This is a genomic window from Mesorhizobium sp. WSM4887 (genome assembly GCF_029625865.1).
In the GTDB taxonomy this organism is placed as follows: domain Bacteria; phylum Pseudomonadota; class Alphaproteobacteria; order Rhizobiales; family Rhizobiaceae; genus Mesorhizobium.
In genome coordinates this window covers 36,903-50,462 of record NZ_JARTVP010000009.1, presented here as the reverse complement: position 1 = coordinate 50,462, position 13,560 = coordinate 36,903, and the positions used below count along the sequence as shown (strand labels likewise).

General features: G+C 63.0%; 14 protein-coding genes. 10 read left to right on the top strand and 4 right to left on the bottom strand.

All coding sequences use genetic code 11. The annotated features are described in order from the left end of the window. Positions 1-17: 17 nt before the first annotated feature. Positions 18-455, top strand: a complete 438-nt coding sequence (locus P9230_RS25055) for a hypothetical protein (protein WP_278120991.1) — start codon at positions 18-20, stop codon at positions 453-455. A gap of 124 nt (positions 456-579) precedes the next feature. Continuing rightward, entirely contained in the window at positions 580-825 is a 246-nt protein-coding gene (locus tag P9230_RS25050) for a hypothetical protein (protein ID WP_278120990.1), read from the top strand. A gap of 88 nt (positions 826-913) precedes the next feature. Here the strand turns inward: P9230_RS25050 and P9230_RS25045 are convergent, their stop codons facing one another. Together P9230_RS25045 and P9230_RS25040 are read right to left on the bottom strand one after the other, a co-directional pair. Next, entirely contained in the window at positions 914-4,816 is a 3,903-nt protein-coding gene (locus tag P9230_RS25045) for a tetratricopeptide repeat protein (protein WP_278120989.1), read from the bottom strand. Positions 4,817-5,015: 199 nt separating this feature from the next. Continuing rightward, positions 5,016-5,648, bottom strand: a complete 633-nt coding sequence (locus P9230_RS25040; protein WP_095828668.1) for a S24 family peptidase — start codon at positions 5,646-5,648, stop codon at positions 5,016-5,018. A gap of 80 nt (positions 5,649-5,728) precedes the next feature. Here P9230_RS25040 and P9230_RS25035 point away from each other — a divergent pair, with 80 nt between their 5' ends. From P9230_RS25035 to P9230_RS25005, 7 genes are all read left to right on the top strand, one after another. Next, a complete protein-coding gene (locus tag P9230_RS25035) occupies positions 5,729-6,070 on the top strand; it encodes a hypothetical protein (protein WP_278120988.1) in 342 nt (113 codons plus the stop codon). After that, entirely contained in the window at positions 6,067-6,378 is a 312-nt protein-coding gene (locus P9230_RS25030; RefSeq protein ID WP_067001068.1) for a hypothetical protein, read from the top strand. Before P9230_RS25035 ends, P9230_RS25030 begins: the two co-directional genes overlap by 4 nt. A gap of 103 nt (positions 6,379-6,481) precedes the next feature. Further along, the gene (locus tag P9230_RS25025) at positions 6,482-7,279 is read left to right on the top strand and encodes a GcrA cell cycle regulator (RefSeq protein WP_278056760.1); all 798 of its coding nucleotides are present in this window, start codon (positions 6,482-6,484) and stop codon (positions 7,277-7,279) included. Positions 7,280-7,544: 265 nt separating this feature from the next. Then, complete coding sequence (locus P9230_RS25020) at positions 7,545-8,252, top strand: hypothetical protein (RefSeq protein ID WP_278120987.1); 708 nt, start codon at positions 7,545-7,547, stop codon at positions 8,250-8,252. After that, positions 8,173-8,514, top strand: coding sequence for a hypothetical protein (locus tag P9230_RS25015; protein ID WP_278121077.1), 342 nt, complete (start codon positions 8,173-8,175; stop codon positions 8,512-8,514). The genes P9230_RS25020 and P9230_RS25015 overlap by 80 nt, the downstream gene beginning before the upstream one ends. 280 nt (positions 8,515-8,794) lie before the next feature. Then, entirely contained in the window at positions 8,795-9,391 is a 597-nt protein-coding gene (locus P9230_RS25010) for a DUF6456 domain-containing protein (protein WP_278120986.1), read from the top strand. A gap of 173 nt (positions 9,392-9,564) precedes the next feature. Continuing rightward, positions 9,565-11,133 (top strand): caspase domain-containing protein, encoded by a 1,569-nt coding sequence (locus tag P9230_RS25005; protein WP_278120985.1) that lies wholly within the window; start codon positions 9,565-9,567, stop codon positions 11,131-11,133. A gap of 43 nt (positions 11,134-11,176) precedes the next feature. Here the strand turns inward: P9230_RS25005 and P9230_RS25000 are convergent, their stop codons facing one another. Both P9230_RS25000 and P9230_RS24995 read right to left on the bottom strand, forming a co-directional pair. Continuing rightward, entirely contained in the window at positions 11,177-12,445 is a 1,269-nt protein-coding gene (locus tag P9230_RS25000; protein WP_278120984.1) for a DUF763 domain-containing protein, read from the bottom strand. 121 nt (positions 12,446-12,566) lie between these two features. Next, positions 12,567-12,884 carry a hypothetical protein gene (locus P9230_RS24995; protein WP_066999538.1) on the bottom strand — a complete coding sequence of 106 codons (318 nt, stop codon included), beginning with the start codon at positions 12,882-12,884 and terminating at the stop codon, positions 12,567-12,569. 284 nt (positions 12,885-13,168) lie between these two features. Between P9230_RS24995 and P9230_RS24990 the strand changes: the two genes are divergently transcribed. After that, entirely contained in the window at positions 13,169-13,522 is a 354-nt protein-coding gene (locus P9230_RS24990; RefSeq protein ID WP_095778861.1) for a cupin domain-containing protein, read from the top strand. Positions 13,523-13,560: the final 38 nt, after the last annotated feature.

The window sequence follows — 13,560 nt, the reverse complement described above, 5'->3', positions numbered from 1 at the left end:
CGGATTGGGGAAACGGTTTGCCCGGTGCGGTCGACGTCACGCCCGAAGACTCGACCTGGAAGGCGTTGAGGCCGGGCTTGGAAGCTTGGAGCAGCGCAGCTTCCGTTACGCCGATTACGGCTGCCGGACGAGCACACTACCTTGATCATTTCCGGAAACGCGTTCCTTGGCGCCAACCGACAAGCCGCCGCTGCTTTTTTCGAGGGACGCGGGCCGGCTACGCCTTCGCCGTCGACCGCGCGAAGCACGCAGGCGACCCGCTGATCGCGGCGAACAAGGACACGCTCACCAACCCGGCGCTGAACGACCGGCATTTTTTGAAGGGTGCTAACGGCGCCATCGGCACCATGGACATGGCGAAGATGGAAGCGATGGGCGGGTATTTGTTTGCCTCGGGAATTCTGCTCGACCGCAACGGCAAGGCGCTGAAGGAAAGGCCATACTTCGAGACATAGCGCAGGTAACTGTTGCAGGTGGCCGGCGTTTCGCGCGCCATGACATGATTGAGCATGTCGAGTTGCCCGAAAGCGCTTGCGAGACCGCGCTGTCCGGCGCTGAAGGCAGGAGCGGTGCATATCTGTGCCGCAGATCGGCGACGGCCTGTCTGCTGGTATTGCGCACTTCTGTTTGGCTTCCGGTCTGGGCGGCGGCAGTGATCTTGCGCAGCATCGCATCCTAGTCGTCCGGAAACTCGCGGGCGATAGCCTCAACGATCTGGAGATCCTGCTTCCGGATCTAGGCATCGATGTAGGCGGTGGTCACAGGCTGGGGCGGCTTCGCCACCGACTCATGGTGATATCTGCCGCCACCGAACATCGCTGGTAGCACTTTTGCCTCAACGAAGCTCAAAGGGGACGACCGCCTCCACCTGCAACCATTTCCAACGCGACATCCGCCCCTCTAAAATGCCTGTCTAGTTCAGTCCGAGGCTCAGCGCCTTCTTGCGGTCGGCCTCGGCGCGCTTCAAATCGCCCTTAGCTCTCCAGGAATGTGCCCTCAAATCGTAGGCGTCGGCATATGTCGGGTCGATCTCGATAGAGCGGCTGTACTCGGCGATGGCGCCATCGTGGTCGCCTTGGCTTTCCTTGATTGCACCTAGACCGAAATGGGCGCCAGCGCTCTTCTTCCGGTCCAGGCTGATCGCCTTGTTGAAGTCTCGCGTTGCGCTGTCGATGTCCTTTTTTGCCGCATAGGCAAAGCCGCGATCGATGTAGAAGCGCGCGACTTTGGGATCCAGTTCGATCGCCTTGTCGAAGTCTGTCATCGCACCCTCGTAATCGGCCTTCTCCAGCCTTTTGGTTGCCCGTCCGTAGTAGGCCATGCTCCAACTCTGATCGATCTCGAGGCCTCGGTCATAGTCGGCTAACGCCCGGTCAAGCTCGTTTTTTTTCCCCCACAAAGCGGCACGCCCAAAATAGGCATCGCTGCTCTTCGGCGCGAGTTCGATGACCTTGCTGAAATCGGCAATGGCGCCATCATAGTCATGGGTGTCGGTGCGGACCATCGCCCGTCCGCGATAGCCGGCGGGGTTTTTCGGATCGAGCGCGATGGCCTGTTCGAACGCGGTGGCGGCGCGTGCATACTTGCGTTTCTTGTACCAGACGTAGCCGTGGTCGACGATGGTCTTCAACTTGCTCTGGTCAGAGCCGACAGGATCGCTTCCGGCTGACTTGCGTTTGGCCGCCACGGCGAGCTTGCGGCCCTCCTCGGCTAGGGCCAGCCTTGGATCCAGCTTGAGCGCCTGGTCGTAGTCGGCAATCGCCTGGTCGTAATCGCCGTTGGCGAGCCAGGCGCTGCCACGCCCGAAATAGATTGGCGCAGAACTGGGGTCGATCTTGGCCGCGCGGCTGAAATCGGCGATCGCTCGATCCAGTTCGTTCTTCTTGCTCCAGGCGACGGCGCGGCCGAGGTAAGCTTCGACGTAGGCAGGATAGAGTTCGATCACCTTGCCGTAATCATCGATGGCCGCGTCATACTTGCCCTTCGCTACCAGCGACATGCCGCGCCCCAGATATGCGGACGCCATTTTCGGATCGAGCGTGATGGCTTTGCTGTATTCGGCAATGGCGCGATCATATTTGTGCCTCTTGTAGAGGGCATCGCCGAGATCGATGAAAGCCTTGAGCTTCTTCGGATCAGGCCCGCCGGCTTCGGCCGCGACATCGCCTTTTCCTCTTGCCGCGTCGGCCGCCTTGCGGCTGACCAGGTAATCCGGATTGTGCGGGTCGAGGCCGATTGCCCGGTCGAAATCGGCGATGGCGCCGTCATAGTCCTTCCTGTCGGCCCGTGCCATGCCGCGCCCATAATAGCTGGCGGCGTCTTTCGGATCGATCGCGATCGCTAATGAATAGGCCGCGATCGCCCGCCCGCCGTCGCCCTTGGCGTGCCAGGCCATGCCCTTGCAAAAGAACGCGTCGCGCGCCTTCGGGTCGAGCGTGGCGGCATGGCCGCAATCGGCAAGCGCGCCCTCGACATCGCCCGACATGGTTTTGGCCATCCCCCGGCGGATATGGGCCGAGACCAGATCCGGAACGAGCTGGATCACCCGATCGTAGTCGGCGATCGCCAGGTCGTAGGCGCGCTTGGCGGCCAAGGCCTTGCCGCGGCCGAAATAGGCGAATGGGCTACTGGGGTCGAGCGCGATCGCCTTCTCATATTCTGCGATGGCATGGTCATATTTGCCCGCGTCGGAAAAGGTGTCGCCGCTCTGCACGGCGCTCAGGACACGTGGGTCGGTCGCCTCGTCCGCCTCCAGCATCTTTGAAGCGGACAGTATTCGCGTTGGGCTCGCTTTGCCTTGGCCGATTTGCTTGGCCAAGGTTTCAACGGCGGCCGCAACAGAGGGCTGCAACTGTTGCATGCCCACTGGCGGCGCCGGCCTGTTTTCGCCAACGGCAGCCTGCTCGTCACAGCTTCCAGTCCGCTTCAGGTCGAGTTCGATGGCACGCCGGCAATCGACTGCCGCGCCGGCCTGATCGCCCTTGAGCATCCGGGCGCGGCTGCGACCGAAATAGGCGTCGGCGTTTTCGGGATCGAGGCTGATGGCCTTGTCGAAATCGAGCAATGCGCCGTCCACGCCATATTTCGACAGCCGCATCTGGGCGCGCTCGAGCAGGATCCTGGCGGTCGCCGGATCCCTGCCTGGCTTCGCGGCGGTCGGCTTGCCTTGCTCGCCGGGCAGGTGTTCCCTGCACGTGCCTGCCCGCTTCGGGTCGAGCTCGACGGCTCGCCGGCAGTCGCCGACGGCGAGGTCGAAATTGCCAAGCAAGGCCTCCGCGATGGATCGGTGGTAGTAGGCATCGGCGTTGTAGGGATCGAGGCCGATGACAAAGCTGAATGTATCTATCGCGCCCTTGGGGTCGACCTGCATCTGCTGCAACCCCGATTTCATATTCCAGTCGATGGCGGCGGAATTGTCGCGCTTGGCATAGAGTTGCGGCGGCTCATACGTGGGAGGCGCGATAGGCTTGGCCGCCTGCGGCTCAGCTGGGATTGGGACATGAGCCTGACTGGTCGTAGCGCCCGGTGACTGCAGCACGGGTTGCCCCTCGGCCCTGCGCTTGCCAATCTGGACGCTCAGCCGTTCCTTTCGGTAGTCCGCGTTGGCCGGGTCGAGCGCGATTGCCTTGTCCAGGTCCGCTATTGCCTTATCAGGATCGCTCGCCTCCCAGACAAGCGCCCTCTCGAAATACGATTTTGGATCGTCGGAACTGATGGAAATCGCTTTGTCGAGATCGGCAAGCGCCTCTTTCGAATTGCCGACTCGAGCCATAGTCATGCCGCGCACGCGGTAAGCCGGGGCGTTGGCCGGGTCGCGGCGTACGGCTTCATCCAGATCGGCGATAGCGCGGGCATAATTCTTCTTTAAGCCCCAGCTCTTGGCGCGGTTGAAGTAGAATGCGGAACTTGCTGGATTGAGCCGGATCGCCTCGTCGAATGCGGCGATGGCGCGGGTATGGTCGCCCTTTTCCTGCCATTCTATGCCGACCGCATTTTGGGCGGTGGCGGTTTTCTCGCCACCTCCGTCGCGCGGCTCGCCAAAAGCCTCGGCGATCCGGCGTGAGCAATCACGCCCTTTGTCTGCATCGACGCCGGCGATGTGCTTGCAATCGGCTTCCGCGCGCCTGCGCTCGCCCTTGGCGATCCATGAAAGTGCGCGGTCATGGTAAGGCGTGATGGGGTCCGCGCGGACGCTCTCTGCTTTGTCATAGTCGGCTTGGGCCCGCGTGGCGTCGCCCTTGTCCTCCCAGGCGACGCCGCGCACGCCATAGGCCATCTCGTTGGCGGGATCGATGTCGATCGCCTTGTCGCATTCGACAATCGCACGGTCGTGCTCGCCTTTCTTGTTGAGTGCCCTGGCGCGGTCGGCATAGAGGTTGGCATCGTCCGGCGTGAGCGCGATTGCGCGAGTGTAGTCCGCGACGGCTCGCTCGAAATCTGCCTTGCTCTCCCAGGCAATGGCGCGATTGGTAAAGGCGGGCACGTATGTCGGATCAAGCGCGAGCACCTCGGTCATGTCGGCGATGACGCGGTCGATATCGTTCTTCTGCGTGTAAGCCAGGCCACGCCAGAAATAGGCGTTAACGCGAAGATCGGGAATCTCGGCGCTGTCCTCGGCGATGGGCGTGCAGGCGCTAATCTGCTGGTCGGCGGAGAGGGCGCCGTCGCTGAAGCAAGTAGCGTAATCCTTGCTCTCTGCGAGGGCCGGACTGCGAAGCCCGCCAAGCGTCACCACTATTCCCGCCGGCGCCAAAAGCGGGCCAAATGAAAGCCATGCAACGAATGCGCGGGTGAACGCGCCGGTGCGGCGTGACATGTTTTGATCCTCCCCCCGGAGTTGCCGCGGCAGCGGCTGCAATTGCCTATATAGTTCCGTTTTTGTTCCGAAATGCAAGCAGAAATTGCGAACGCTATCCTGTGCTCGCTCTCGGCCAAAGAACGCAACCCTCAAAGCCTGGCAACGCGAAGTTCTTCTTGTTCTTCGTTGAGCGGTGGTTTCTCAGCGAGATTGTCTCTCACATATCAATCATTGAGCGCTTGACCCGCCCGATGATGGTGATCGCCCCTTCGAGCTCCGGCGGCGGGATGTCGAGATAGGACGCCGGCTGGAAGGGCGGGGTGTCGTTCGGGCGGTAGCGCTTGTAGGTGGCGCGGCCAGTTTCGTCGGCGATCACATAGCAGCCATTGGTCACCAGCCGCTTGTCGCGCAGGTTGACGAAGATGATCGAATCCGGCGGCGAGATCTTGTTCATCGACGGTCCGTCGACGCGCAGCGCAATCCACTCGCCTTCCTCGAGATCGGCGGTGGGGATCGTCGGATAGTCCGAAAGGTTGACCACGCTGTCCTGGCTGCCGAGCTCGCCGGCGCTGATCCACGATACGATCGGTACGTCGATGGTGATGGGCGAGGCGGCGAGGTGCACAGGCGCGGCTTCGGCGCCGTCGACGTCAAACAAAAGCCAGCCGGGGTCGACGCCGAACAGCCGGCCGTATTTCTCCGCCGCCTTGCGCGACAGCGGCCGGTTGCCGTTCTCATGGCTGATAAGCGTGTTCTTGTTGATGTCGCGCAAGGCCCGAGCGGCATCGCTGGGCGAGGCATAGCCGGCCTGGGCGCGCGCTTGCTGCAATCTGTGCCGAGAATCCATCATCGTACAAAATGCCTGAAAATTATCGTCCAAATTGTACGATTTCGCTTGCGCGTCATTCGTACATAACGTACGCTTAGCGCATGAATGAGCCTACCGCAAGCGTTTCCGCATTCCCTGCGAGCATCTTCGCCGCGAATGTGCCGGGGCCGCCCGCGAGCATCTCGGGGCTGCCAACGAGCATCTCGGGGCTGCCCACGAGCATATCGGGGCTAATTGATTCCTGGCAGAGTATCGGCGCCTTCGCCGCAGATGTCGGCTGCGGCTATGAAGCCGCCCGCCAGATGCGCCGTCGCGGCCGCATCGCGCCGCAGCACTGGCCGCATGTGGTGGCCGCGAGCCGCAGGCGCGGCATTGCCGGTATCAGCTACGAATGGCTGGCGGGCCATCGCGCCGCGGCCGCCATGCAAGCGGAGGCGGCATGAACGCGCTTGCCTCGCCTGTCGAATTCCAATCGTCCGGGCCGTCCTCCTCCCCGGTCCGGACGCTTTCCGGGGCCTCTGCCCCGGATCCGGTCGAACCGCCCGCACCCCGGTTCACCGGAACGGCCGGAGCCGCTCCTCCCCCGGCTCCGGCCCCCAATTCGGGCCGGCTCGTCTCCTGCATCCGCACCGAGGACGGCACCGTCATCCTGTTCGACCGCAAGGCGGGCCTGGCGGTGTCGGGCCTGACCCGGGCCGCCGCCGAGGCGGCCCTTCTTCGCCTGCTTGGTGCGGCGCCCGGCGCCGCCTGATCTCAACCTTTCCCCGGACCTGACCAACGGCCCCGCGGCCGAACCCTGGCGCTTGGCCACATGCCGAGCGCTTCGCAACCCTTCGCAAGCAATGGAATGAGACATGGCTGCCGCCTACACCGAAAAGGAAATCGACGAGATCGCCGCCTGGCTGAAGGAGGGGCTATCGGCCTCCCGCATCGCCGGCCGCTTCAGCGCGCTGCGCGGCAGCCCGGTCTCGCGCAACGCCATTATCGGTATCGTGCACCGCAACGCCGGCCTTCGTGCCATCGGCTTCGCCAACCCGAAGGGTGGCCGCGCCGGCGGCAGGCCGCGGAAACATGCACGGCCGGACCGGCCGGGCCGGCGGGGCAGGGTGGCGGCTGGAGGTGTCACGCTCTCCGAGCCGGCAGCGCTTTCCAGGCATGCCGAACTGATTGAGGGCGCCGGCGCCGCAACTGCCAATCTCCCCCCTTGCGGGGGAGATGCCCGGCAGGGCAGAGGGGGGTGCTGTCCCGCCAACCTATCGGCTGTTGAGCTATCCACGGAGCCGGATGCCCGCACTCCATCCAAACCCAAAAAATCCAAAGCCCGCAAACCCGCGCGCAGCATGCCGCCCGCCTGGCTTTCCCCCGGCACCCGCGAAAAGTCCGACGTCCAGCTCTACAAGCTCCCCGCGCCGCCGCCCGCGGTAAACCCCGGGCGCCAGCCGCATGTCGCGGCGATGCGCTTCCTCGATTGCCTGTTCAAGCGCTGCCGCGCGCCGATCGATCTCGCGCTGCGCGAGGAGGCGGACGAGGATCCTGTCGGCGCGCGCCCCGGTCCCGACATGCTCTGCTGCGGCCTGCCGACGTCGGCCACGCGCTCCTACTGCGCGCATCATCATGCGCGGTTTCACGGCCATCGCGGGAGGGGGATGTGAGAGTGGCAACAATGAAGGCGCCGGCGGCGGAGTGCTCAATCTCCCCCCTTGCGGGGGAGATGTCCGGCAGGACAGAGGGGGGTGTGAAGGAACGCCAGCCTCGCCAATCCTTTCAAGGTACGACAGCAGTACAATGGGCAAAGTGGAGGACAAGCAGAGCGGATAGGCTGGCGGGACAGCACCCCCCTCTGGCCTGCCGGCCATCTCCCCCGCAAGGGGGGAGATTAGCCACCTGCCGCTGCCCGGCCTCTCATCAGGCAATCCCATGAGCGGTACGACCTGGTCGAAGTTTTTCTGGTCGGATTGGGAGTCGGATCCGAACCTGCGCCTCTGCTCGCTGGCGGCCCAAGGCCTGTGGATGCGGATGCTCTGCATTGCCGCCGCGCACGAGCCGGTTGGCTATGTCGCCATCGCCGGCAAGGGGCTGGAGGAGGCGGCGCTCGCGCGCCTTGCCGGCTGCACAGAAATGGAGCTGGGACGCCTGCTTGCCGAGCTCGAGCAGAACCGCGTCTTCTCGCGAGACCGGCATGGCCGCATCTACTCCCGGCGCATGATCGCGGACGCGCGTAAGGCGCGTGTGGTGCGCCGCAACGGCCTCAAGGGCGGCAACCCAAGCCTTTCGAAAGAAAGGACGTTTTCGCGCTTGGATAAGCGGCGGGTTAAGTCAGGGGATAAGGGGGAGGATAAGCCCCAGAGTCCAGAATCCAAGAATCCAGAATCCAACAATCCAATAGCCATAGATCCATCGGGAGAAAACGCCCTGGCGTTTTCTTCCCGGGCTGCCGCTCCGCGGCAAAAGAACGAGAAATCATTTTCGGGCCGTTCAGCCGGACAGAACTGGCATCGCCGCAAGACCCATGTCGATGCCGCCAACGCCATCATCGAGGAGATCAATGACCGCAGCCGAATTGCAGCAGGCGGCGAAAGCTCTGGCCGCGATGTTCAGTTGCTTCCCGCAATCCGCGCTCGCTGATGCCGAGATGCAGCTGCGCGGCTATCTCGCAGCCGTGCAAGATGCCGAGCTTGCCGATGTGCAAGCCGCGATCCAGCGCTTCATCCGCGGCGAGGCGAAGGTCGACAACGCCCAGTTCTGCCCGTCCAGCGCCCAGCTTTCGATCGAGGTGCGGGAACGGCGGCTGATGCGGGAGCTGTTGGCGAAGCGGGCGCTCATTTCTTCGCCGCCGCGAAGTGGGGGGTCCGAAGGACGGGCGAGACCCGTGGTTCGCCCCGGCTAGTGGTGCGGCGCAGCCGCGACGGAGGGGGGAGCCGACAATGATCGATATGCCGGCGGGACAGCGCCCCCCTCTGTCCTGCCGGACATCTCCCCCACAAGGGGGGAGATCAGACTTCGCCACCGCTTTCGCCAACCTCCACCCTCGCAGGTCTGAGCGGGGGCGCCCAAGCTGCCAATCTCCCCCCAAGTGGGGGAAATGCCCGGCAGGGCAGAGGGGGGCGCGAAGGAACGCAGCCTCTCCCGTTGGTCACTCACACCACCCACCACAAAGGACACCGCCCATGCCCCGCAAAGCCGCCAAGAAACCGCAACCCCCGAAACTCCCCAAGGGCGAGGCCGAGCAGGTGCGCATCCGCCGCGAGATCGGCCATGACTTCGCGCTGAAGCCCGACGCCTTCGGCCGCCAGCGCCTCACCCCCGGCACGGCCGAGGCGCGCCGCGTCTACCAGGTGTCGAACGGCGGCTACACCTCGACCGGCGGCATCGTGCGCCTGCGCAATGTCGATCCGCTCACCGGCATCACATCGCTCACCCGCCAGCAACGCGAGGCAGGCCAGCGTTTTCGCGACGATTTCGAGCGCTCCGCCCGCGAGGGCCTGCAGCCGCAATCCTGGAGCGAGCGCGTCGACGGCGGCCGCGTCGGCGGCGGCGTGCCCGACCGCGTGCTCTCAGCCGGCCGCGCGCACGCCCACGCTGCGGCCGCGCTCGCCCACTGGGAGGTGGCGGAGGTGGTCCGAAAAATCTGCCTCGAAGGCCAGTCGGTGAAGGCCATCGCCGAACGCACCGGCGACGGCCGCGATGTGGTGGTCAAGCTGCTGAAGGTCGGGCTGGATTTGTTGGCGGTGCATTACGGGATGATGGGACGGAAAGCGGGGTGAGTTTTGTAAACGACGGTCAAAACACGATTCTTGGTTGGTCAGGATACAGCTTCGGCAGCAGCTACCGCACAGCGGTGCAAATCGGCGACTGCTGGCGCGTTCCTATTATCCGTCCCTATTTTGCATTACACTGCCAGCTTAGACATTCGCCTCGGAGGAGAACTGCTCCTGCCATGCGTAGCGTTTATCTTCTACTAGTTCTGCTATTTACAGTCTTCTCCGCCGAGGCGCTTGCAGACAGACGCATCGCACTGGTGATCGGCAACTCGGCCTATCAAAAGGTACGGCGACTACCCAATTCGACGAATGATGCCAGCGATATGGCGTTGAAGCTGAAAGGTCTCGGATTCGAGGTGGTTAGCGGCTCGGATCTCGAATTTGCGACGATGCGTGGTGCAGTGCGTAACTTCATCCAGAAGCTAAATACGGCTGATATCGCGTTATTTTATTATTCTGGGCACGGACTGCAGGTTGATGGCATAAATTATATGGTGCCGGTCGACGCTCACCTAGCATCTTATGACGATCTCGACTTTGAGGTCTTGTCAATGGACCTTGTAGTTGCAGCCATGGAGCGCAACTCCAAGGTTAGTCTTGTCTTCCTTGATGCATGTCGAGACAACCCTTTCGCCAGAAACCTTGCTCAGTCAATGGGAACCCGATCGGCCTCGGTAGGTGAGGGACTGGCCAAGCTCGGTGGCGGAGTAGGTTCACTCATCGCTTTCGCAACACAGCCGGGGAACGTTGCATTCGATGGAGTGGGCAGAAACTCGCCCTTCACCACTGCCCTGCTGCGCCACCTAGGTACGCCCGGGCAGGATGTCACTCGCGATCTCATTTACGCGCGACGCGATGTGCTCGAGGCGACACACGGAAAGCAGGTTCCTTGGGACAATTCTTCGCTGACGGGTGAGGTAGTGTTAAATCCGGGCGTGGCTCCGGAGCCGAAGTCGGAATCGCCTGCTACGAATACGCCTGCCAAGGCCGAGACTGCCGTCGAGATTGCATATTGGGAGACGATCAAGGACTCGGGGAACAAGAATTTCTTTCAGGCATATCTTGAACGATATCCGAATGGCGCATTCGCAGCGCTTGCGAAGTTGAAAATCGAGGTCCTGGACGAGGAAAAACGTCGCCTGCAAGGAGAGACCCAAGCAACGTCGTCAGATAAGCCAATAGGTAGACGCGACGATGAAGGCTACAGAGATCTGGCGCTTTCCACCCAAAGGGAACTATCACGCGTCGGCTGCCTTGCGGGCCAAATCGATGGCAAGTGGGGTCTCGCCAGCAAGAAAGCGTTGCAAGATTTTGCGCGCCTCCGCGGGATCAATCTCGCGTCGGCCGAGCCGAGCGCAGATGTTCTGAAAAGGTTGCAGGAGATTAGAGACACTATCTGCCCTCTTTCCTGTCCCGATGGAACGGAGGCACGAGGAGGTCGTTGCCGGAGTACAGTTGGTGGGTTCGACGGAATGTGGGCTTTGACGAGACGAGCCACGAATCCGTCCTGTGGATGGCCTGAGCTCACATCGAACATTTGGATTGCAGATGGTCAAATACATTCCCCTTCATGGGAGGGAAACGTTGCGCCTAACGGCGTATCGACGATAATACTCAGATTTGTGCATAAAGGACGAAACGAAAGGAATATTCTATATGTTAAGCTGAGGGGCAATAAGGGGGCGGGGAAATTCTATCACGTGGGCGGAGAATGTGCGGGCGTTGTCGAACTTAGGAAGCTGTAGCTGAAGGCGATCATAGTTTGAACTGTCAGGGTTGCACGCCAGTTCAAAAGTCTTTCTTCAGCGCCTTCGGGCCCTTGCGGTCTGCCGCTCCCTCCCACCCAAACACGCTCCGTCCCCCCAGCAGATGAGACTGATCCATCTCGCCGGCGACGATCTCCTTCAGGCTCGGCCCCGTCACATAGCGCTCCATCCGACGTGATTCCCCGTCCAGCCGCTTGAGTGCCTGCAGCTCTTCCTCGCGCCCGAGTTTCGCCTTGCTCACCGCCGATTTCAGCACCGAGATCGTCTCGTCATAGACCTTCAGCGGCACGGGGAAGGGGTGGCGGTCCTTGCCGCCGTGGGCGAGCGAGAAGCGCGCCGGGTCGGAAAAGCGGCAGGGCGCGCCGTGCACCACTTCCGACACCATGGCGAGCGCGCGCACCGTGCGCGGGCCGACGCCGGGCACCAGCAGCAGTTCGGGAAAATCCTTCGGGCCGCTCTCGATCGCGGCGGCAATGTTGCCGTGCAGGCGGCGCATGACGATGTCGCTTTCGCGCACGTCGTGATGCGCGGGCATGACGAGGTTGGGGAGCAGCGGTTGCGCGGCCGGCTCGGGCGCTTCGGCTGGCTCCAGAACGGCAAGCTCGCTCAGGATCTTTTCCGGGCTCATCGTCTTCAGAAGCGCGATCTGCCCGTCGCGCGCTTTCTCGGCGCGGTGGTCGGTGAGGTTGACGATCTCGCCTTGGCGTTCGCCCTCGATCGCCGCATGCGGCTGGTCGACGAAGCTTTCCAGCCCCTCCGACAGCCAGTGGTAGCGGCGCGCCTGGCGGGCGTCGCCGTTCATGCCCTGCTGCACCACCACCCAGCGCCCGTCATCGCTGACGATGAAGCCGTGCAGGTAGAGGTCGTAGCCGTCCTGCACGGCGGCGCTGTCCACCTTGGCGACCAGCCGGCTGGCAGTGGCAAGAGCTTGGCCGTCGAGGCCGACATGGTCGCCGATCGCCAGCAACTCGCCCGGCGTCTTGCGCGAATGTGCGCCGCGCCCGCCGCAGACATGGATGCCAAGCTCGCCGGCCATCGGATTGAGGCCCCGCTTCAGCGCGCCGATGACGGAAGTGGTGATGCCAGAAGAATGCCAGTCCATGCCCATCACGGCGCCGAAGGACTGGAACCAGAAGGGATGGGCGAGGCGCCGCAAAAGCTCGTCGCGGCCGTAATGATGGATGATGGCTTCGCACAGCACCGCGCCGAGCCTCGTCATGCGATCGCCCAGCCATTTCGGAACCCGCCCGCCATGCAGCGGCAGGTCGGCGCTGCCGCTTCGCTGCGTCACTTTTTGCTTTCCCTTATGAATGCCGGCTTCTAGATGGCATTTTGGCGGGAATTTGCAAGGCGGCGCAGCCGCAGCCGGACATCTCCCCTCGCCCGAGGGGAGATGTCCGCTCGCTGGTCGGTCAGCGCCGGCAGATGCGGATCTTTTCGATGACGCGGTGGCCGTGGCGCCAGTGCTTCACGATCTTGATCCGGCAATGATCGCGATAATACCGGTTATGATAGCGCACCACATAACGCTCGCGATAGGGAGTGTAGTAGTCGTCATCGTAGACGTGTCGGTAATAGCGGTGAGGGTAATACCCGCCATAGTAGTCACCATAGTAATCGCCGTAGCTGGGGCCGACGCCGATGCCGAACTGAACGCTACCGGCACTCGCCGGCGCGATCGCAAACGCCGAGGCGATGGCGATCATCGAAGCAAGCAGAAGCTTTTTCATCGCTGCCTCCTTGAGGTCGATGGTTGCCCCTTCGAGGCACAAACGGTTTCGGGACCGGTGGTGTTCCGAGAAAGTTGGGCGGCGATCCTGGGCCCAGCAAGGAGCGAAGCGGCGCCGAAGCTGACGATCTTCGCCCTTGCGGGGAAGGTCACGCTTTTCTTCGCCCCGCTGTTTTCGATCTTCGGAGTCGCCATATTGCCACCTGCTGTCGCCGTGCAGCGCGTGCGCGCTCGGCGTCGTCGTCTATTGCCACGTCCAGCCAATCCCAACCGCAGGAGCCTGCCATGACCAAGCCCACTATCCTGAAATTCGGCCCCGTCGAGCATGGCGATGGCGGCGATCTGCCGGGCTGGATCGCGGTCGAGGGATCGCCGACCATGCAGACCGCCGTCCAGCACACCAGCGAGGACGGCAAGGTGATGTCCGGCACCTGGCGCGCTTCGCCCGGCACCTATCACGCCACCTACACCGACTATGAATTCGTCCACATGATCGCCGGCCGCATCCTCATCACGCCCGATGGCGGCGAGCCGGTCGAGGTCGGCCCCGGCGACGCCTTCGTGGTCGAAGCCGATTTCAAGGGCACCTGGAAGATCCTCGAGCCGGTGACCAAGCATTTTGTGGTTGTGGCGGAGTGAGCAGAAGCTGCTGATCTCCCCCCTTGCGGGGGATGTCT